16 protein-coding genes are annotated in these 20,716 nt (G+C 50.8%); all 16 read right to left on the reverse strand.

The features are described 5' to 3' along the window. The 16 genes from murJ to L383_RS13220 all read right to left on the reverse strand — a co-directional run bounded on the left by murJ (nt 1) and on the right by L383_RS13220 (nt 20,716). Complete coding sequence (gene murJ / locus L383_RS13295; RefSeq protein ID WP_050582635.1) at nt 1-1,419, reverse strand: murein biosynthesis integral membrane protein MurJ; 1,419 nt, start codon at nt 1,417-1,419, stop codon at nt 1-3. A gap of 71 nt (nt 1,420-1,490) precedes the next feature. Next, on the reverse strand, nt 1,491-2,657 hold the full coding sequence (locus L383_RS13290) for a glycosyltransferase family 4 protein (protein ID WP_023330872.1): 1,167 nt from the start codon (nt 2,655-2,657) through the stop codon (nt 1,491-1,493). After that, nucleotides 2,650-3,786 (reverse strand): glycosyltransferase, encoded by a 1,137-nt coding sequence (locus tag L383_RS13285; RefSeq protein ID WP_014884487.1) that lies wholly within the window; start codon nt 3,784-3,786, stop codon nt 2,650-2,652. Before L383_RS13285 ends, L383_RS13290 begins: the two co-directional genes overlap by 8 nt. Continuing rightward, entirely contained in the window at nt 3,783-5,102 is a 1,320-nt protein-coding gene (locus L383_RS13280; protein WP_023330873.1) for an O-antigen ligase family protein, read from the reverse strand. The genes L383_RS13285 and L383_RS13280 overlap by 4 nt, the downstream gene beginning before the upstream one ends. Nucleotides 5,103-5,135: 33 nt before the next feature. Beyond that, the gene (gene cpsG, locus L383_RS13275; RefSeq protein ID WP_023330874.1) at nt 5,136-6,521 is read right to left on the reverse strand and encodes a phosphomannomutase CpsG; all 1,386 of its coding nucleotides are present in this window, start codon (nt 6,519-6,521) and stop codon (nt 5,136-5,138) included. Continuing rightward, nucleotides 6,521-7,918, reverse strand: coding sequence for a mannose-1-phosphate guanylyltransferase/mannose-6-phosphate isomerase (locus tag L383_RS13270; RefSeq protein WP_032629107.1), 1,398 nt, complete (start codon nt 7,916-7,918; stop codon nt 6,521-6,523). Before L383_RS13270 ends, cpsG (L383_RS13275) begins: the two co-directional genes overlap by 1 nt. Nucleotides 7,919-8,179: 261 nt before the next feature. Beyond that, complete coding sequence (galF, locus tag L383_RS13265; protein WP_014884491.1) at nt 8,180-9,079, reverse strand: GalU regulator GalF; 900 nt, start codon at nt 9,077-9,079, stop codon at nt 8,180-8,182. A gap of 176 nt (nt 9,080-9,255) precedes the next feature. Then, a complete protein-coding gene (gene wcaM / locus L383_RS13260; protein WP_023330876.1) occupies nt 9,256-10,647 on the reverse strand; it encodes a colanic acid biosynthesis protein WcaM in 1,392 nt (463 codons plus the stop codon). A gap of 12 nt (nt 10,648-10,659) precedes the next feature. Continuing rightward, nucleotides 10,660-11,880 (reverse strand): colanic acid biosynthesis glycosyltransferase WcaL, encoded by a 1,221-nt coding sequence (gene wcaL, locus L383_RS13255; RefSeq protein ID WP_023330877.1) that lies wholly within the window; start codon nt 11,878-11,880, stop codon nt 10,660-10,662. Further along, nucleotides 11,877-13,157, reverse strand: coding sequence for a colanic acid biosynthesis pyruvyl transferase WcaK (wcaK, locus tag L383_RS13250; protein WP_023330878.1), 1,281 nt, complete (start codon nt 13,155-13,157; stop codon nt 11,877-11,879). Before wcaK ends, wcaL begins: the two co-directional genes overlap by 4 nt. A gap of 17 nt (nt 13,158-13,174) precedes the next feature. Next, nucleotides 13,175-14,653, reverse strand: a complete 1,479-nt coding sequence (gene wzxC, locus L383_RS13245) for a colanic acid undecaprenyl disphosphate flippase WzxC (protein ID WP_014884495.1) — start codon at nt 14,651-14,653, stop codon at nt 13,175-13,177. A 1-nt stretch (nt 14,654) separates the two neighbouring features. Further along, the gene (gene wcaJ / locus L383_RS13240; protein WP_014884496.1) at nt 14,655-16,049 is read right to left on the reverse strand and encodes an undecaprenyl-phosphate glucose phosphotransferase; all 1,395 of its coding nucleotides are present in this window, start codon (nt 16,047-16,049) and stop codon (nt 14,655-14,657) included. A 45-nt stretch (nt 16,050-16,094) separates the two neighbouring features. Then, nucleotides 16,095-17,465 (reverse strand): colanic acid biosynthesis phosphomannomutase CpsG, encoded by a 1,371-nt coding sequence (gene cpsG / locus L383_RS13235; protein ID WP_023330879.1) that lies wholly within the window; start codon nt 17,463-17,465, stop codon nt 16,095-16,097. 111 nt (nt 17,466-17,576) lie between these two features. Next, nucleotides 17,577-19,013 carry a mannose-1-phosphate guanyltransferase gene (gene cpsB, locus L383_RS13230; RefSeq protein ID WP_023330880.1) on the reverse strand — a complete coding sequence of 479 codons (1,437 nt, stop codon included), beginning with the start codon at nt 19,011-19,013 and terminating at the stop codon, nt 17,577-17,579. A 3-nt stretch (nt 19,014-19,016) separates the two neighbouring features. Then, the gene (gene wcaI, locus L383_RS13225) at nt 19,017-20,240 is read right to left on the reverse strand and encodes a colanic acid biosynthesis fucosyltransferase WcaI (protein WP_014884499.1); all 1,224 of its coding nucleotides are present in this window, start codon (nt 20,238-20,240) and stop codon (nt 19,017-19,019) included. Continuing rightward, the gene (locus L383_RS13220) at nt 20,237-20,716 is read right to left on the reverse strand and encodes a GDP-mannose mannosyl hydrolase (RefSeq protein WP_014884500.1); all 480 of its coding nucleotides are present in this window, start codon (nt 20,714-20,716) and stop codon (nt 20,237-20,239) included. Before L383_RS13220 ends, wcaI begins: the two co-directional genes overlap by 4 nt.

Here is a 20,716-nt window from a genome sequence, read left to right on the forward strand (position 1 = left end):
CTATCGTAGTCCTTTCTTAGTGAGAATCCCTTTAATACCATTTCTGTACATAGGGAATGACATAGCCCATATTAAGCTAAACATCACGAAAATTGAACCATTCATCATTATCCGGAGAATCACATTATCTGGTTCAACTAAATAATGTCCAAATGCAAGAATGAGTGATGTATAAACAACAAGACCAATAGATATTTTAATGAGTACCGGGAGGAGATCTTTTGCAATTTTCAAATAACAGGCGCTAAGAATGAACATCATTAAACTGTAAATTGAGTTCCCCAAACCTAAACCGAAAGCGCCCCAGACTTTGTAAGTCACCAGGTTTACAATAGCATTACTGAGCAGAGCAACCATCATAACAATCAGTACCTGCTTATTTTTAAGGTGCGCACTGAGTGCTTTTATAAATATATAGCCAATTACCTGTGCCCAGAGTCCTATACACATACCCTGGATAATATCTGTAGTCACCGCTACAGAATGGTGGTCGAAAGCACCGCGCATAAACAGGAGGATAACAAGGTCTTTCGCATAGAAAAAGATGAAAAAAGATATGTTAATTACTAATAAAGCCAACCATTTATAAATAACTTTGATCTTGTCTCTGACAACCTCTGGTTTCTGTGAGGACCATTCGGACAAGCCCGCAAAAGCTATTGGTACAGATAAAATAAAAACAACAGTATCGGTGATAAAACGCGCATAATCTAGACCAGATACCACATCAATACTAATAAATGATGCAAGGGCTCTTTCAAGAGTAATATTTCCCTGCAAGATTAACGGCAATATAAGCAAAGGTCGCAGAGTTATCCAAAAGCTCTTCGTTACCAACTTAACTTCTACAATATCAAAACGGTGTGGGAGAGTTAATATGGTACTTTTTCTGGCACGTAAAAGCGCCCATATACTGAAAATGATATAACTGCCGGTAAATCCCCAGGCTAAATATAAATAATTGCGAAAATAGTATGCAGCGACCACCCCTAACAGCATTCCAACATTCTGGATAGAAGCTCGCATCGATATGGGTTTGTAGTCCCCATGTGCCATTGAGAGGTAGTTTATTAATGCTGAAAAAAGATAAAATGGGCAGCAAATTGCCATTATCTTTAGTAGTTCGGTCGACATCTCACGTGCGTTCCCGCTAATTCCAGGTGCCATGATGCCAACCCAATAGTCTGACAAAAAGTAGAGAACTATAAATATCGCTATCGATACCAACGCAAAGAAAATAAACATACATAACTTGAATGTTGATGCACGAAATTCATTTTCTGTTAAATATTTTTTGTATAAGGGAATAAACGCTGAATTAAGGCTATCACTTGTCATAAAATTAATTGGCACTAAAGTTCCTGTCTGGGCAATACGGTAGGCCCCATTAACATCACCTGTGCCAAAAAACTTAGCCATTAAAACTTCCCTGGCTAATCCAAGTACCTTTGAGAGCATATTTCCACTAAGCAATTGGCTTATGGCTTTTTTCATTTGGATGCTCTAAGAAATAATGAAATGTATTCGTTAACCGCATGACTTAATGTATTCTGCTTGGATATATATGATTTTCTTTCTTTACAACTAATCATATCTATATAACCTAATAAATCATTAATTGATATCTCACTCGGATTGCACTTAAATACTTTCTCTCCAGCAGTGAAAGTGAGATGTTCAGAGATGACAATTGGTACCCCAGCACTCATGGCTTCCAGCACGTTTAAAGGTAACCCTTCAACCCTTTTCGTCAGGAATAAAAATATATCAGCACACTGCATAAGCTTCGCTAAATCATAGCGACTTTTAGCGCCAAGGAACAATACGTCATTGTTCAGGGAAAGGTCATCAACTCTCTTTCGCAATTGTGGTTCGTAGGGACCGTTGCCACATATGAGAAGTTTTGAATTAGGTTTTGATTTTTTAATTTTCGCAAAAACATCAATATTGTTATCGATACCTTTCTGCTCATGTAAGCGTGAAGCCGAAAGAAACACCAACGCATCAGAATCGATTTTCAATTCTGCCCGCAATGCCGCTCGATTTGATGTTTCATCAGAGAATAATATTTCATCAATGCCATTCTCGATCTTTACAACTTTTTCTTTTTGGCAGATCAGCGTAGTAGGAAAATGTGTTAAATCAGTCTTTACCGCTTCACCGACAGCAACAATCCAGTCAAACTGAGAATAATGTTTTGCATCAGCATAAAAACCTAAAATATTTTTTACACTGGACAGAATTTTTTTAAGCTGTCGGGTTTTGAGCTTTGAAATCATCTCACCTACAGATGTTCCGTGCGCCTGCATGATAAACTTAGCATTCTGGAAGCATTTTTTATGCTGCAAGACACTGAACGCACCTGCGCTGATACTTATTACAGCAACTACGTTATCTTTATTACGCCAGGAATTGGCCAGTTTTTCAGTCTCAGACCACCACTCCTTAGAATAGACTGCCTGCGGTATATTTTTAATCTTGATTATTTCAGGACTGTTTACTGGTAATATTGTTTCCGCATCAAAATTAGTTGTAACAACTTTTACATCAAATCCTTTTGCTTGCAACTCAACAGCTAAATCCCATGCCACCACTTCCATCCCACCAAGATGATGAAATGGAAGAGAGCGGGAAAAAATAATTACTTCTTTAGCCATGAATCAGTTCCTGGTAAATTTTTTCTAATTTCAAGGTTTGTTCTGAGAGATTAAATTTTTCGCGAATAAAGTTGCGCGCATTATCGCCCATTTCAAAAGATGTTTGTTCGTTGTTCAATAAGTAGTCTATTCTCTCAGCAAGCTGATTAGCATCTCGTTCCCTGACCAAAAATCCAGTGTGCTCGTCGATTATCGCTTCAGGAATGCCTCCATGACGGGTACCAATAACGGGTACACTTGTCACTGCCGCTTCGAGAAGTACCATCCCTAATCCTTCTGCATCCCCTGTCTTCGCTGTAATGCTTGGTAGAACCAACATACTTGCTTTACGCATCCACGTCATCACGTCACCGTGCGAAAGCGCACCAGTGAATGTCACATTCCGTTCGAGCCCTAGCGATGAGACCTGAGCTTTAAGCTCCCCCATCAAAGGACCATCACCGATGATAACGAGTTTTACGTCAGCATTTCGTTCTTTCACATGCTTAATGGCGTTGATTAATACGGCAGTGCCTTTCTTCTCAACCAAACGAGCTACATGCAGGATGATACCTTGATAGTCTTGTCTTTCACGCGGCTTATATTTGTCAATGTCGATACCAATGTAGTGCTGAACGATCTTATTTTCAGGGAAGCCATGGCGCAAAGCCTGTTGGGCAATAAAATCAGAAACACAGATAAATTTATCACCCTGATTTTTAAGTTTCTTCTGATGAAGAAAATAGCTAATCCAGGCTGGAGACCGTGATGTTAGTAAATCTTTGTTACTCACAGTCACATCAAATCCATGCAGCGTCGTACACAGTGGGATTCCTTTCAGCTGCGCCAGTTTTAACGCATATAGTCCATCTATCGCAAAATGTGCATGAATAAGATCAAGGGGTTGAGCTTTTAGCACTGTTTGATAGGGCAGCGCGGAGGTTGTGAATGCGTTCGCAATCTCAGAAATTTTACCCGCAAGGTCTCCGCGTTCATTTAAAACGTGTGCGACAGCCCCCTCTGGTTTTTTGCCAATGACTCGTCTGCCGATATAGCACTTTTTGAAATTCTCGAGGGCTTCTGCCTGCTGTTGGATAAAAACTTCAGAACCCTTGAATAGTTGATTTCTGAAAATACCGACCGTGTTCATTCCTGTACCCTAAAATTCCTGTTTATCGGTAAATTTCCTGCCAGACAAAGCCCAAGCATTACTGCAAAAACAACCATCTGGTGTTGCTCACCAATCAAACCAAAGTTCTCACCAAAGCCATGTGCGAATAGCCATGAGATCACCATTAAAAATGAAAATCCGATGTTTTTCTGCTTTTCATCGATGCTTCGTATCGCCCGAAGGGCAATTCGAATGCAGCACAGAATAAAGCCGAGCCCCAAAAGAGAGGCGATCAAGCCTGACTTTGACCAAAGATAGATAAGTGTATTATGCGGTGGAAGGAAATAATCAGTATGTTTACTGTAATCGGCTTCCCATCCACCAAATCCTTGTCCCATCATTGGATTATCAGTAAACGCATTAAAAGCATAACTCCATATCTGGTAACGCGTTTCAGCGGTATCAGTTGATTCCTGTAAAAATCCGTTTTGTCCGATTACGCTAAAGATAACGCTGATAGCAATTAAGACGATGGCAAAAGAAGCGCCTGCTGTCACCACAATGACCTTAGTCGAGCGCTGCAATGTCAGGTAGAAAACGAATGCCGGGATAAGAATGGCAAAAAGGATGCCAGCTTTGGAGCCAGTAAAGAAAACAGTGGCCCACAACAGGATAGCCATTATTAGCGTTATTTTCGCCTTTGAAACTTTATAGATACCCCATGCCATAAACGAAGAGATACCGACGTAACAGGCTGCCGCATTGGCATTGACGAACAACAGTCCCCCAGATTTTACCGGGTCGTAAAAGTTGTTTCTGGCACCATCTAACAAGCCCTGCAGCGTGTTCATCCCCATCGTAAACTTACTTACAGGTGAAAGAATAACTGCTAATTCAAGGGACTCATTAAACCGGAAAATGATTACTGTTATAGCCTGCAAGCAAACAAAGAACAGCATCAAATTAATAATCTTATATAATGCAATGCGATCTTTTAATGCCAGAACATAGATGGCGTTGGAAATAACGATAAACTCACACAAATAGGCAATATCACGGATGCCCATTGATTTCTCAACTGACCATGCCAGGCTTAAGAGGCTAATACCAATCAACCCAAGCAGCATCACATTTGCCGGTTTGCCTAAGAACCGATTGGCGTTAATGATAAATTCAGGAAGGAGTATAGCGGGCAAAAGAAAAGCCAGCGGGACATCCGCCCCACTTAATTGCACCAGGTAGAGCTGCGGGATGCTGCATACAAGCACCAGCAACAATCGGGTTCGTAAGGACAGCGCGAGGAAAACAAAATATACGAGTAAACCTACGACTGCTGCTAATAAGACTTCAATCATTAATTTTATCCCACGAGATTTAGCAACCCAAAACTATCTATTTATCAGCCCTAATAGTTCTTCTCGCTTTGTTTCCATTAATCTCTGATCTCCATTCGATTCAACATTCAGACGAAGCAGAGGCTCGGTATTCGATGTACGGATATTAAATCGCCACTCAGGAAAAGACATACTCAAGCCATCCGTATAGTCAATATCGGTAGCTTGTGAGGCATAGCGCTCCTCGATATCAGCGATTAATCTCGAAGCATTTATAACTTTTCTGTTTATCTCACCCGAGACAGGGAAACGCGCAATTCGCGACTCAACCAATGAGCCAAGAGAGTGGCCTGTTGTTAATACCAGTTCTGCCACAAGCAGCCAGGGGATCATGCCACTGTCGCAGTATGCAAATTCACGGAAATAATGATGGGCACTCATTTCTCCACCATAAACCGCGTTCTCAGCACGCATGCGTTCTTTAATGAAAGCGTGGCCTGTTTTAGACATTACAGGGATACCCCCAGCACTCTGGACGATATCAACCGTATTCCATGTGAGTCGTGGGTCGTGGATGATTTTTGACCCAGGCTCTTTGTTGAGAAACGCCTCAGCTAACAAGCCAACAATGTAATAACCTTCAATAAAATTCGCTTTTTCGTCAAAAAAGAAGCAGCGATCAAAATCACCGTCAAACGCAATCCCCATATCGGCCTGAGCAGCTAACACAGCATTAGCCGTATCCTGTCGTGCTTCTGGTAAAAGCGGATTGGGAATGCCATGTGGGAAGGTACCGTCCGGATCGTTATGAACTTTTATAAATTCTACCGGTACACCGGCCTGTTTGAAGCGTAGTTCGATTGCATCAATGACATGCCCTGCCGCACCGTTGCCGGAGTTAATGACTAATTTCATCGGTTTGATACGGAAATTATTGAGATTCACATAGCTTAATAAATGATCAACATACTCCCTGAGAATATTAATCTTCTTATAATTGCCTTTATGCTGTGTGGGCGCAAAATCATTAATTTCCGCTACGTGCTGAATCTCTTTTAAACCCGTATCACCACTGACAGGTCGCGCACCGCTACGAACAAGCTTCATCCCATTATAATCGATGGGATTGTGGCTCGCGGTGACTTCAATACCGCCGTCGACGTTCAAATGAAATGTGGCGAAATAGATCTCTTCTGTGCCCGACAGTCCAATATCAAGCACGTCGCATCCGCCAGCCATGAGCCCCTCAGCCAGAGCCAGCTTTAATGACTCACTGGTCAAACGAACATCCCCTCCAACGACAACCTGCTTCGGAGCAAGACATTGTGCGTAAGCACGGCCAATACGCCAGGCAATATCTTCATTAAGTTCTTCGCCCAATTTCCCACGAATATCATAGGCTTTAAAACAACTTAACTTATTATTATTTTTATTTACCATCATGAAATCCTTAGTACGTCATCTTCGCCTAAATAACTACCAAACTGAATTTCCAGAACCTCAAGATTTATTTTTCCTGGATTCGAGAGCTTGTGTTTTCTTCCAACTGGAATCGTCGTTGATTCATTCTCGGTAAGATAGATTTCGTTTTCTTCAACACCAATAAGCGCGGTTCCAGTGAGCACAACCCAGTGTTCAATGCGATGGTGATGCAACTGAAGGGAAAGCTCACCACCGGGTATAATAGTCACACGGTTAACTCTATATCGTGCGTCCCGAACCAGCGTTTCAACGTGGCCCCAGGGCATATAACGGGTAGTATGTTCACGGCATTCACTACGTGAATTGGCTTTTAGGTGTTCAACAACGACTTTCACATCCTGGACACTATCTTTATGGGATACCAGCAATGCATCTTTCGTATTGACAATAATAAGGTCTTCTAAGCCAAGTGCTGCCGTTAATTTATCCTCGCTACGGATATAACAATCCCGAGTTTGATGAGTAAAGATATCACCGATCAACGCATTACCTTCAGCATCGTGGGCAGACGTTTCCCATAGCGCTGACCATGACCCTACGTCATTCCAACCTGCATCCATTGCGGTCACAATCCCCAGTTCAGTATGTTCCATAACCGCATAGTCGATGGAGTCTGAAGGGCAACGGCTGAAAATCTCTTTGTCGAGCTTAATGAAGTCGAGATCGTTAACCGGCTGCTGCATAGCATTTTTACATGCTTCCAGAATCGACGGACAAAACTTAGCCACTTCGTTCAGATAGGACGAGGCCCGGAACATAAACATACCGCTGTTCCAAAGGTACTCTTTGCTTTCAAGGTAGGACATGGCGGTCGTCAGATCCGGCTTTTCCACGAATCGTTTGATTTTCCATGCTATAGACTGACCCGCATGCTGCACTTCACCGCGCTGAATGTATCCGTACCCCGTCTCTGGTTGCACAGGCACGATGCCAAAGGTAACCAGTTTACCCTCTTCAGCGAATGGAATAGCGTTGCTGATAACCGAATGGAAAGCCGCAGTATTCGCAATGAGATGATCGGCAGCAAGAATGAGCATGACAGGATCGTTACCGGTTTCCAGCGCATGAAGAGCGGCAAGCGTGATTGCTGGCGCTGTATTTCGCCCAACGGGTTCGAGGATAATATTACCGGCCAGTTTATGCATTTGCCTTAACTGTTCGGCCACCAGAAAACGATGATCTTCATTACAGATGACAATGGGGTCGGCTACTTCCAGGCCATCAAGACGCGAGATCGTATTTTGAAGCATCGACCCTCCCTGATGGAATGAAAGAAATTGCTTGGGCTGCAATTCTCGAGACATCGGCCATAGTCGACTCCCTGTTCCTCCTGCGATCACCACTGGAAGTAACATCCTGCTTCTCCTGCTTTGCTCAATACGGTTTGTGTGTAAAAAAGCATGCTACCGCCCCTGGCCTACGCTACCAGAAGCAATACTCGCCATTAAAACTCTCGGACTGCATGTCGTTTCAGCAGTTGACGAGATGAATAATAAGTTTTTGGGCTGCTGTTTCGCCAGAAACTGAAATCAAATTTATTGGGTTTATATAAGACAAAAGACCACACTGATATTTCAGGGTAGTCTCCTGTTTTACTGGACTATCAAAGCTGACAATCAGTCATGCGTATCTAGCAGCTTTTTAATGGTCTCGCGGAACTTATGGCCCTCTTTGAGGTTACGCAGCCCATAGTTCACAAACGCCTGCATATACCCCATTTTCTTACCGCAGTCATAGCTGTCACCCGTCATCAGCATGGCATCCACAGACTGCTTCTTCGCCAGCTCAGCAATCGCGTCAGTCAGCTGAATACGGTCCCAGGCACCTGGCTCGGTTTTTTCCAGTTCCGCCCAGATATCGGCATTCAGAACATAACGACCCACCGCCATCAGGTCGGAGTCCAGCGTCTGCGGCTGATCCGGCTTTTCGATGAACTCAACGATGCGGCTCACCTGCCCTTCCGTCTCCAGCGCTTCTTTCGTCTGAATCACAGAGTACTCAGAAAGATCGCCCTTCATGCGTTTCGCCAGCACCTGGCTGCGACCGGTTTCGTTGAAACGCGCCACCATGGCCGCCAGGTTGTAGCGCAGCGGATCGGCAGACGCGGTATCAATGATGATGTCCGGAAGAACAACGATGAACGGGTTATCACCGACAACCGGACGGGCACACAGGATGGAGTGGCCCAGCCCCAGCGGCTGCGCCTGGCGCACGTTCATGATGGTCACGCCAGGTGGACAAATAGATTGCACTTCCGCCAGCAGCTGGCGTTTGACGCGCTGCTCAAGCAACGCTTCGAGTTCGTAAGAGGTGTCGAAGTGGTTTTCAACCGCATTCTTGGACGAGTGCGTAACCAGGACGATTTCTTTGATCCCTGCAGCAACAATCTCGTCGACGATGTATTGAATCATCGGTTTGTCGACGATCGGCAGCATTTCTTTAGGAATGGCTTTTGTGGCTGGCAACATATGCATGCCCAGGCCTGCTACCGGAATGACTGCTTTCAAATTAATCATTATTTCTTCCACCTTAAAATGGTTGACGAATTATAGCTCTTAAACCTGTTTTCGCCAGCATGATTTGCCGTAATCCTGAGGTAATGTTACGCCTCAGCATCACAAATTTCTGTAGTTGTAATCTGATTCGATCGCGCTTTTGTGCCAGGAATAGTCTCAAAACAGACGATCGTCGATTATTTGCGCGGAAGTGGAAAGTTCAGCCTTTCCACATTCACCACCTGCTGGTCCACCCGGTCAATATCCACCGAGCTCTGCCCCTTCTCATTCACCGCTTTTATGTTCGCCAGTGACAGCAGGGTCTCATCTTTGGCCATAAATTTGCCCCGTACATCCTTACGTAAGTCAAAGTTTATCTTCAGCGCAGGACCGATAGCAGCCTCCTGCATCACATTGATATTACGTAAGAACAGATGCTGCGGCTTATTGTGCAGCTCAAGCGTCGCGCGCTTCATCTCGACGTTGGTGATCGCCACAAAGGAGGTGGCATTGCCGGATGATATTTGGATTCCGCGCAGCTTATACGCAAGCTGGCGATTATCCAGATGAATATTGTTGAGCTTGAAGTTCTGGGGAATGGACAAATAATCGCCTTTAATGACCCCATAACCAATTAGCATTCCGGCACTATTGACCATATCGACATTATCAATAATGAAATTATCACAGCCATAAATAGCTACCGTGGCGTTATCTATTCCCGCTTTTTTACTGAAGTCGGGGGTAATATTTTCGGCCTTTATATTGCGGATAACAAAGTGTTTACCGTTTTCAACATGTACCAGCTGGCGACAGTTGCTGCCGGTGATGTTGGCCACCACGAAGTTCTTAACGGTCTGTTTTTCAGGATATTCGTTGTCGTAGGTGCTCCCGGCGAGGCCAATACCGATACCCCAGTTGATCTTGCCGTTGGTGCAGTTGATGTTGTCGATGACGTGATCGGAGATCAGGATATTGCGGTCATTGATCGCCACATTCCACTCAATCGCATCGCCCTGCAGGTGGCTGAATTTGCTGTTGGTAATACGGGCCCCATCGATCTGGTTATGAAAACCCTGACGCAGGATAGCGTAGTTAGCCTGGCTCACGCTGATATTATCAATCAGCAAATTGCGCATCACTTTGGGTTTCTTACCGCCAATGTAGATCTGCGTTACCGGGCCAAATCCACTCATTGCTAGCCCTTTAATCACACAATCTGAGCCACGAACGTCGAGCGTAATGTTCTCCGTGCGCCCTGCCCCTTCGCCAATGACCTTGCAGCCTTCCTGCAGAACAAAGCGGCCGCGCCCGTTGCCGGTTAACGCCCCGCGGATCAGCAGCGTTTTACCGTCAGGAATGAAAATGCCCGTATTGATGTTTTCGCAGGTGAGTCCCGCCGGGACAACGACGATGTCACCTTCTTTAAACGCCTGCTTAAAGGCAGCGATCCAGTCGTTGTTATTGTACTGATTAACTGAGACCGTCTTTCCACCTGCCGCCCGCGCGAGGCGGGACGACAGCAGCGGCGTGGCCGCCAGAACGGACAGAGAAGAGACAAAAGTGCGTCGGGTAATCTTTTTCAGCATACAACCTCGGCGTTACAGCGTTTGCAGCAGGCTCGCTAACTGGCGATTAATCACCTGCTGGTTAAAATCGGTTTCTACTTTTTGTCTGGCATTGTGAAGCACGGGCTCCAGCGCCTGCTGGTCGATGTCGCTGAAGGCCGCTAACCGGTCAGCAAGGGCCATCGCGTTATTCTCCGGCACCAGCCAGCCGGAATGGTCAGATTTAATCAGCTCCGGGATCCCGCTGTGCAGGGTCGATACCACCGGAATACCCACGGCCATCGCCTCCATCAGCGCCACCGGAATGCCTTCCATGTCACCATCGGCGCCCGTCACGGAGGGCAGCAGGAACACGTCCGCCTCATCGAGCATGGCCTTAACTTCATGGCTCGGCTTAAAGCCCGGCATCTCCACGACATCGTCCAGTTGATACTGTTCGATAAGCGTGCGCAGACGACGTTCCCACGGCCCAATGCCGAGAATGCGATAGTGGAACGCCACCCCGCGCGCTTTTAGCTGACGGCAGGCCTCAATGGCCACATGCAGACCTTTCTTTTCGGTCAGACGTGCCACAGAGATGATCTGTAGCGGTTTTCCCGGCACCTTCACCGGACGACGCGTAAAGCGCGTTAAATCGACACCCATGCGCGAAACGGCAATCTTCTCACCCGGGCAGCCCATACTTTTCAGGCGTCCGGCCCACAGGTCGCTGATGGGCAGCATCATGTCACCGCGGCGGAAAAGCTGCTGATACTCTGGCGTATAGTGGTTCAACACTTCACGGCTTGAGATGTCGATTCCGTGGAAAATAGTCGCAATCTTGCCGTCTATTACCCCCAGTTCGCGCAGCTTCGCGGCAGTGACACCCGCCGGGCCGAAGTGGGCGATAAACACATCGGCACGATACGGCTGCGCCGTTTGCCCGCAGATGGCCGACAGGATCAGATTGCGAGATTCGGACCCATAGCGGGAAACATTCAGCGCCCGCCAGGTCTGCGGCCGATGGATCCCGCGTAAGGTCTGGCTGGCCCGGTGGCGCAGCTTGCTCAACTTCCCGGAAGGCTCATCCTGCAGCCAGCGGGTTTTCGCCTCCAGCCCATACTGGGTATAGGCCGCATGGGTGTTTTGGGTATCGCCCTTTTGCAGGGCGATAATCTCCACGTCATATCCCATATCGATAAACGCGGTAATTTGGTTCAGCACAAAGGTCTCGGACGACAGCGGAAATTTCAGTAAGAAGAAACCAACCTTCATTTCCCCTCCCGTACGCGGTCGAGTACCGATTTCACCATGCCAATGCCCTTCTCGCGCTCGGCTTTCACCGCCACGGCCAGCCGTTCGTTGATGGCGGGCAGTTGACCCAGCGTGTCCCCCACCATCGCACCAAGCGAACCATCCAGCAGATGACGGATATCCACGGCCATTTCCGGCATGCCAAGCTGCTGCATAATCCCGGCGGATTTGTGTTCGTAGTTAATGGCGATGGCCGGCGTACCGAAGTTCATGGAGATAATGGCCGAATGCAGGCGGGTGCCGACGGTCAGGTCACAGGCGCCGAGCAGCTTGCCCATTTCAAGGTCGTTCAGCTCATCCATCACAACGTGATAACGGGACGGATCGTTAACCAGGTTGCGCAGGTTCAGCGCCACCATGCGGTCATCTTTGTTGTAGCTGTCGATGCCGGTACAGGTGGAAAGCGCCAGTACCTGATAGCCGCTGTCCAGCACGCGGTTTACCACGTCGGCAAAGGCTTTCTCATACGCCGCCTGGGTGGTGCCTAGGCGTTTATCAAAGGGAGCCAGTTCACGCAGCGTGATGGCGACCGTTTTTTGTTTTGCCGCCACGTCCAGCCAGTGCTGTACCGCGTAGCTTGCCTGGAAGCTGTCGTCCTGATGATCCACCAGCCAGGCGGTGTCCACGCCGTGTTCTACTTTAGACGTGTCAATTTCGCTGCGCTTCATCATATCCAGACTCACCGACTCACGCAGGATCAGCGCGTCGCAGTGCCCAAAGACATAGTTCGCCAGCTGGTTAAACTGCGGATCCTGGAAAGGTCCGACACTGTGGCCAATCATAAACAACGGCTTTTTGGCCATAAACGTGCAGAGCGCATGTTCAAACTGAGGTACGCCGTAGAGATCGACGAAGAACGAACCGCCAACCTGAATAATCGCGTCGTAGCCGGACAGCAGCCGCACGAAATCGGTAAAGCCCTGCGCAATCGCAATGTTGCGCAGCTTGCCGGTATCCGTCACGCGGGAAAGTAGCACCTGGTGCTGGTAGCGACGACGCAGGACTTTCTTCACTCGCCCCATCACGCCTGCGGCGTTGTTATGCTGTTTCATCTGGCTGTAGAGCGGGTCGCCCATTACCGGGCGGTTCAGTAACCAGGATGAGCTGACCGGATAACGGCTCATCACGTCCACTTCGGTCTCAGGCTTAAGGGTGTTAATTGCATCCAGTAAACCGCGCAGGATGGCGCTGTCGCCACGGTTGCCGCAGGTATGGTTGCCAAGAATTAATAATTTCATAATGGCCTCTTAAATAACTAGCCTGCGCGAAGCAGCGTTTTCATTTTTTCGTTACGGCAAAACTGGCGCTTCATTTCGACCACCAGCGCATTGCGTGACAGCACAATCATCACGCCAAATGCCAGCGCGCCGGCGGCCACCTGCACCGCCAGCAGTGCGGCCAGCGGCAGATGGCCGCGAAGGATAATGCCCAGACCGTAGCTCACAGCCAGGGTTGGCAGTGAGAGGTAAAAAGGCAGCCACAGACTCAAAATGTACTGACGGTAGCTGGAGCCCAGCACCGGCTTAATCATGATGAAGTAGCTCAGAACGGTATTGACTACCTGCACCAGCAGGAAGCCCAGCGTGACGCCGATGGCGCCCGCCATATGGCCACCGACGATAATTGCCGGAATAAACAGGAAGGTTTTGAACACGTTGAACTTGAAGCTGATATCCACCCGTGCCTTCGCCATCAGCAGCGAACCAATCGGATTCCCCACAGAGCGCAGCAGTCCCACCACGCAGAGCAATTGCAGGATCGGGATAATGCCGTTCCACTTCTCGCCAAACACCAGCGGTACGAAGTTGCTCGAGACCACCATTAACCCCAGCAGCACCGGGAAGTTGATGATCCCTACCACGGACAGCAGCTTGTAAAAATTAACGCGCAGCTTTTCGGTATCGTCCTGAATCTTGGCAAACGCCGGGAACAGGACGCGGGTGATAATCGGGTTCAGCTTCATCGGCGGTACAACCGCAACGTTATAGGCCAGGTTGTAGCCCCCCGCGACGCTCGCCCCAAGAATACGTGCCAGCACCAGCGTTGAGAGGTTGGTATTCACGTAGTTAATGATGCTGTCCGCCGTCAGCCACGCGCCAAAGCGCAGGTTAGACGAGACGGACGCGAGAGAGAAATGCAGCCCCGGGCGATAAATTTTGCGGCCAAAATAGCCAAACAGCAGCGTACGCACGGCGGAGTTGACCAGGTAACCGAGGATGGCCGTCATCGCCAGCGGCCAGAAATGGGCACTGACCACGGTGAAGGTAAAGCCCGCCAGCACGGCGCTGGTTTCGATCATGCCGATTTTGTTGAACTCCAGCTCTTTCTGCATCAGCGCGCGGAACTGCTGCCCGTGTGGGATCACCACGAAGGCAAAGGACAATGTGCGCATCAGCGGGGCGAGATCCGGGTTGTGCAGCACGCTGGCGATAGTACCGCTCAGCAGAAAGACCAGCACAAACACGAAAATACCCAGCCCCACATTCAGCCAGTAGAGCGTGGTCAGCTCCAGATGGCTGATCTCTTTACGCTGGATAATCGAGTTGGCGATACCAAAGTCCGACAGCGTGTCGGCCAGCGCAATAATCACCAGCGAGACGGTCAGCAGGCCGAACTGGTGATTATCAATAATGCGCGCCAGCACCGTCATCTGCACCAGACCGAGGCCAATGATGACGATGGTCGCCATCGCTGACCACTTGGCGCCGCTGATGGTTTTTTCACGTAAGCTCATCTTAGTACGCCGCTTTGTTCACGAAGCCTTTGAAAATGGTCAGAAAAACAATCTTGATATCGAACCAGAGGCTCCACTCGCGGATGTACTCCAGATCGAACTCGATGCGTTTTTCCATTTTTTCCAGCGTGTCGGTTTCACCGCGCCAGCCGTTGATCTGTGCCCAGCCGGTGATGCCCGGCTTCACCTTATGGCGCAGCATGTAGCCTTCAATCAGCGAGCGGTACTGCTCGTTGTGCGCCACGGCGTGCGGACGGGGGCCAACAATCGACATGCCGCCGGTAAAGACATTGATAAACTGCGGCAGCTCGTCCAGCGAGGTGCGACGCAGGAAGTTACCTACACGGGTGACGCGCGGATCGTTCTGCGTCGCCTGGGTGACCACCTTGTCGTTCTCCATCACCTTCATAGAGCGGAATTTCCAGACCATGATCGGCTTACCGTCCATGCCGTAGCGGGTCTGACGGAAAATGACCGGGCCGGGGGAGCTCAGCTTCACCGCCAGAGCGATGCAGCACAGTACCGGGGAGATGAGGAGTAAAATCAGCGAAGAGAGCACGATATCTTCCACACGCTTGAGCACGCGGTTAATGCCCGACAACGGCGTATCGTACAGCGGTACCACCGGCACGCCGTTCACCTCTTCAATACGGGAATGCAGAATGTTGAAGGTAAACACATCCGGAATGAGGATCACCGAGCAGGTGGTATCCGCCAGCTCGCGCATCAGCTGCTTAATGCGGGATTCGTCTTTCATCTGCATGGCGATATAAACGTTGTGAATTTTTCCGGCTTTCGCGTCTTCAATCAGCTGGACGTAATTCCCCGCCCAGTCCGACGGCACGCCGCCCGGTTTCGCGTCGTGATAAATGCCCACCACTTCAAACCCTAACCACGGCTCTTTGCGGAAGCTCTCGAGCAGAACCCTTCCAACCGGTAAATCCCCTGCCACCGCCACAAAGCGACGGTTATAACCGCGGTTACGCAGCCAGCCCGCGCCAAAGCGGATCAGGGAGCGGCACACCACCATGCCGACGCTGGTCAGCAGATACCAGCTGAGATAGGTCACGAGGCGATTATCGAAATCATGGCTGAACGCCACCAGGCCCGCGCTGAAGATCAGACTCAGGGTCCAGTTCTGCAGCAACAGCATCAGTTCGGTAGTCATTTTCACGCCGCGCCACGAGCGGTAGAAATCGGTCATCCCGCCGATCATCTGAAACACGACCAACGCAATCAGCGCCATCAGCAGATGCATATATAAAAACGGCAGCCCGCCGATCCGACACACCGCCCACAGTCCGCCGACCATGATGGTGATATCAGAAAAACGCTGCACCATAGAGATTAACGATGCATTCGTTCTCGCTCGTTCGCGTTTTTTTAGATTCGTCATCGTTGTTCCTGTATTCGGTTTCCCCTCCTCCCGGAGGGGCAATTGTTACTGATTCAACAGCGCCAGAATGTCCTTCGTTCGGGCTTCCATCAGCGCCGTATCCGCGCGGGATTCCACGTTCAGGCGCACCACCGGCTCGGTATTGGAGGAGCGCAGGTTAAAGCGCCACTGTGGAAACGCCATGCTGATGCCGTCGGTGCGGTCAACTTCCAGCGCGTGAATGGCAAAGTGTTGCTCCACGCGGGCAATCGCCTCGGCGGGCTGCGCCAGCTTGCTGTTGATCTCCCCGCTCGCCGGGAACGCCGCCATGCGGTCGCGCACCAGCTCACCCAGCGTTTTCCCTTTCAGACACAGGAGTTCAGTCACCAGCAGCCACGGGATCATCCCGCTGTCGCAGTAGGCAAAATCACGGAAGTAGTGGTGGGCGCTCATCTCGCCGCCGTAGATAGCGTCTTCTTCACGCATGCGCTCTTTGATAAAGGCGTGACCGGTTTTGGACATCACCGGCGTGCCGCCTGCCGCTGACACCACATCGACGGTGTTCCAGGAAAGACGCGGGTCATGAATGATTTTCGCACCCGGGTTTTTCTCAAGGAACGCTTCCGCCAGCAGGCCGACAATGTAGTAGCCCTCGATGAACTGCCCTTTCTCGTCGAACAGGAAGCAGCGGTCGAAATCGCCGTCAAAGGCAATGCCCATATCCGCGCCGTGCTCAATCACCGCGTTACGGGTGTCGTCGCGGCACTCCGGCAGCAGCGGGTTAGGAATACCGTTCGGGAAGTTGCCGTCCGGGGTGTTGTGCACTTTGATGAAGGTCACCGGCACGTTCAGCGCTTTAAAGCGAGCTTCCAGGGCATCCACCACCGGGCCGGCCGCGCCGTTACCGGAGTTGATGACCAGCTTCAGCGGCTTGAGGTTCGCCACGTTGATGTAGCCCAGCAGGTGATCGATATACTCTTTTTGCAGGTTGATTTGCTTATAGCTGCCGCGTTTCGCGTCGTTCACTGGCGGGAAATCGTTGGCTTCCGCCAGACGCTGCACGTCGCGCAGGCCGGTGTCGCCGCTGATAGGACGCGCACCTTTGCGCACCAGCTTCATGCCGTTGTAGTCCATCGGATTGTGGCTGGCGGTCACTTCAATACCACCGTCCACGCCCAGGTGGAAGGTGGCAAAGTAAATCTCTTCGGTCCCGGAAAGTCCGATATCCAGCACGTCCACGCCCGCGTCCTGCAACCCTTTCGCCAGCGCCAGCTTCAGGGATTCACTGGTCAGACGCACGTCGCCGCCCAGCACGATGGTCTGCGGCTTCAGGTATTCGCCATAGGTGCGGCCAATGCGCCACGCGATATCTTCATTCAGCTCTTCGCCCAGCTTGCCGCGAATATCGTAGGCTTTAAAACAGGTTAATTTTTCCATGATGACCCCTTTTTCAGGCAACAGTCGGCCCTGACCACTAAATGGCCAAATTGATTTTTTTGTCATTCGTAGGCCCGGCAAGCGCAGCGCCACCGGGCGTATTGCAGAGTGCTACACCCGGCCGTAGCGATCCTGGAAGCGCACGATATCGTCCTCTTCCAGATACGAGCCGGAGCGCACCTCAATTAAATCGAGAGGAATTTTCCCCGGGTTCTCCAGACAGTGCGTGGCCCCCAGCGGAATATAGATGGACTCGTTTTCACCCAGCAGTTTGACTTCGCCGTCGATGGTGACTTTAGCCGTGCCCGCCACCACGACCCAGTGCTCGGCGCGGTGATGGTGCATCTGCACCGACAGCCCTTCGCCCGGCTTCACGGTGATGCGTTTCACCTGATAACGCTCACCTGCATCGATGGAGTCATATTTTCCCCACGGACGGTACACTTCGCGGTGAATGTGGTGTTCGTGTCGGCCATCGGCCTTGATTTGCTCGACCACTTTTTTAACGTCCTGCACGGCGTTACGGTCGGCAATCAGCACGGCGTCTTTGGTCTGGACAACCACCAGATCTTTCACCCCGACCGTGGTCACCAGGCCGGACTCGGCGTAGACGTAGCTGTTTTCCGTTTTGTGGCTAATGACATCGCCGTGATGGACGTTACCCTCCGGGGTATGGGCGCTGATCTCCCACAGTGAGGACCAGGAGCCCACATCACTCCAGCCCGCATCCATCGGAACCACAACGGCGTCGGCCGTGCGTTCCATCACCGCATAGTCAATGGACTCTTCCGGGCAGGCGAGGAACGCCTCCTCATCCACGCGGATGAAGTCGAGATCCGGGTCCACCACTGCCATCGCCTTCTCACAGGCATCCAGAATATCCGGACGGTATTTGCGCAGCTCTTCCAGATAGCGCCCGGCACGGAACAGGAACATCCCACTGTTCCAGTAGTACTCACCGCTGGCGACGTAGGCCTGAGCGGTTTCCAGATTCGGTTTTTCGACAAACTGCGCCACATCAAACGCCACGCTGTCGCCTTCGCCAGGCGTCACATTACCGCGGCGAATATAGCCATAGCCGGTTTCTGGCAGATCCGGCACGATGCCGAAGGTCACCAGTTTGCCGCTTTCGGCGTAAGGGATCGCCGCACGCACCGCCTCGCGGAACGCCTCTTCCTGCTGGATAACGTGGTCTGCCGCCAGCACCAGCATCAGCGGGTCACAATCAGGACTGCTGCGTTTTGCCGCCAGCGCCGCGAGGGCGATAGCAGGCGCGGTATTACGTCCGGCAGGCTCCAGAATGATGTTTTCTGTGAGTTTATTCAGCTGGCGCAGCTGCTCGGCAACAATAAAGCGGTGCTGTTCGTTACAAATCACCACCGGGCTTTCACACTCCACACCGTGCAGACGGTTTACCGTCGTCTGCAGCATGGTGAGGTCACCCTTCAGGCACAGAAATTGTTTTGGATAAAGCACGCGGGACAGTGGCCACAACCGGCTCCCGGATCCACCCGCCATTACGACCGGATACAAAGTGGTTTGACTCATGATTTATCCCCGTATATCTGCAATAAATTGACTCAGCACGTTCTCTTTCTCGAGCGTGCGTTCGGCATATTCACGTGCCACCGTGTTCACTTTCGGCATGGCAAGTGCCTGTTCAATGCCGGTGACCAGTGCCGGGACCGATTCCGGTTCGACGCACACGGCAATCCCCGGATAGCTGTCACACAGCTGGCCTAATTCAGTTTCGGCTTCTGCCGTGATCACCGCGTTGCCGCCCACCGCCAGAATGTTTGTCAGCTTGGAAGGCAACACCGCATCCGCCGCGCCACGTTTTTGTACCACCAGATGGCAGTCGCCCATCTTCAGCAGCGCAGGTAACGCCTCGTAAGACTGAAGCGGGAAGAATTTCACGTTGCTCAGGCCGCGTTCGCTGACCATCTTTTCCAGCCGCGCTTTCCCGCCGCCCTGCCCGACAATCACAAACATCCACGGATGCTCGTTAAGCTGCTGAGCCGCTTCAATCACGCTTTCCAGCCCTTGCTTTTCGCCGATGTTGCCTGAGTAAAGAATGATTTTTTGGTCTTCAGGCAAACCGAGTTGGGCGCGTAGCGTCTGAGCGTCCTGCTCCGTCACGTCGCGAAAACGCGCCACTTCGGACCAGTTCGGGAAGAAGATCACCTTCCGGGCAGGTACGCCCTTCTCCTGCGCCTTGTTCATCATCGAGCGTGAGATGGTCGAAACGTAATCCACGTTATGCAGACCGCTACGCTCAAAGGCGCTGGCGAGCTTCGCCACTTTTCCACCCTTGCCTTTGCCTGCCATCCCCAGGCCCAGCATGGCGTCCACTTCATAATCCTGTATGTGCAGCAGGGTGCGTGCGCCGGAGAGTTTGCCCAGCAGGCGCATACCCGGCGTGCAAAACAGCGTCGGCACCACACCAATGATGCGATCCGGCTTCCAGCGACGCTGCGCCATCAGCGGGAAAAAACTGCTCAGGGCAAAGCTGCCGAGATGCAGTAGCCGTTTCAGCGTCGAGGGCTGCTTAGGTACATAAAGCGGGCAGCGCCAGACGGTTGCCGCCCCCTCTTCACGACGGTAGCGCCAGCTTGAGTAGCGCTCACCGACTTTCCATTCCGGGTAGTACGGCGGCGCGGTAATGACCCGCACGTCATGTCCCTGGCTCGCCATCCACTCGACCATCTCGCCGGTATATTTTCCGATACCGGTTAATTCCGGCGAGTAGTTAATTCCGTATACGAGGATTTTCATATGCCTGGCACCTCGGCCTGACGATCCGCCAGGAAATACGCCCGACTGTTGTCATGGACGTTCTCGCTTGCCAGAAGCGGCTCCGGTGCCAGCCAGCGGTAGTCGTCATGCTGAGCATCAGGCAGACGCAGGTCTGCCTGAGTCACCTTCAGGCGGAACCCCAGCACGATGTAGTGCGTGGTGAACCCGGTGCCTGAAAAGTTATCGTCATAGAAGTGCTGCCAGACCCCGTAAAACTGGCCCGCCGCCATCGGCAGCTGGAGGCCCAGTTCCGCCAGAGTGAGACGCTCAAACGCATCATGAAGCGTCTCATCCTTCTGCACGCGCCCGCCGGGCACGAACCAGAAGCCCTGTGCAGGACGGTTGGTTCGTTTCCCCAGCAAGAACTCGCCGCGTTCGTTCTCCACGATCAAATCAATCGAGATGAGCGGAGTGGAACGCACCACCGTGGCAAAATCTTCCTGACTTAAAAACAT

Origin of the sequence: Enterobacter sp. MGH 37, from assembly GCF_000534515.1 — a bacterium.
GTDB classification, from domain to species: Bacteria; Pseudomonadota; Gammaproteobacteria; order Enterobacterales; family Enterobacteriaceae; genus Enterobacter; species Enterobacter kobei.

What these genes read in the sequence shown, in the direction of transcription:
- murJ (WP_050582635.1), bottom strand. Translation starts at nt 1,419, where the DNA reads ATGGCTAAGTTTTTTGGCACAGGTGATGTTAATGGGGCCTACCGTATT.
- L383_RS13290 (WP_023330872.1), bottom strand. Translation starts at nt 2,657, where the DNA reads ATGGCTAAAGAAGTAATTATTTTTTCCCGCTCTCTTCCATTTCATCAT.
- L383_RS13285 (WP_014884487.1), bottom strand. Translation starts at nt 3,786, where the DNA reads ATGAACACGGTCGGTATTTTCAGAAATCAACTATTCAAGGGTTCTGAA.
- L383_RS13280 (WP_023330873.1), bottom strand. Translation starts at nt 5,102, where the DNA reads ATGATTGAAGTCTTATTAGCAGCAGTCGTAGGTTTACTCGTATATTTT.
- cpsG (WP_023330874.1), bottom strand. Translation starts at nt 6,521, where the DNA reads ATGGTAAATAAAAATAATAATAAGTTAAGTTGTTTTAAAGCCTATGAT.
- L383_RS13270 (WP_032629107.1), bottom strand. Translation starts at nt 7,918, where the DNA reads ATGTTACTTCCAGTGGTGATCGCAGGAGGAACAGGGAGTCGACTATGG.
- galF (WP_014884491.1), bottom strand. Translation starts at nt 9,079, where the DNA reads ATGATTAATTTGAAAGCAGTCATTCCGGTAGCAGGCCTGGGCATGCAT.
- wcaM (WP_023330876.1), bottom strand. Translation starts at nt 10,647, where the DNA reads ATGCTGAAAAAGATTACCCGACGCACTTTTGTCTCTTCTCTGTCCGTT.
- wcaL (WP_023330877.1), bottom strand. Translation starts at nt 11,880, where the DNA reads ATGAAGGTTGGTTTCTTCTTACTGAAATTTCCGCTGTCGTCCGAGACC.
- wcaK (WP_023330878.1), bottom strand. Translation starts at nt 13,157, where the DNA reads ATGAAATTATTAATTCTTGGCAACCATACCTGCGGCAACCGTGGCGAC.
- wzxC (WP_014884495.1), bottom strand. Translation starts at nt 14,653, where the DNA reads ATGAGCTTACGTGAAAAAACCATCAGCGGCGCCAAGTGGTCAGCGATG.
- wcaJ (WP_014884496.1), bottom strand. Translation starts at nt 16,049, where the DNA reads ATGACGAATCTAAAAAAACGCGAACGAGCGAGAACGAATGCATCGTTA.
- cpsG (WP_023330879.1), bottom strand. Translation starts at nt 17,465, where the DNA reads ATGGAAAAATTAACCTGTTTTAAAGCCTACGATATTCGCGGCAAGCTG.
- cpsB (WP_023330880.1), bottom strand. Translation starts at nt 19,013, where the DNA reads ATGAGTCAAACCACTTTGTATCCGGTCGTAATGGCGGGTGGATCCGGG.
- wcaI (WP_014884499.1), bottom strand. Translation starts at nt 20,240, where the DNA reads ATGAAAATCCTCGTATACGGAATTAACTACTCGCCGGAATTAACCGGT.
- L383_RS13220 (WP_014884500.1), bottom strand. Translation starts at nt 20,716, where the DNA reads ATGTTTTTAAGTCAGGAAGATTTTGCCACGGTGGTGCGTTCCACTCCG.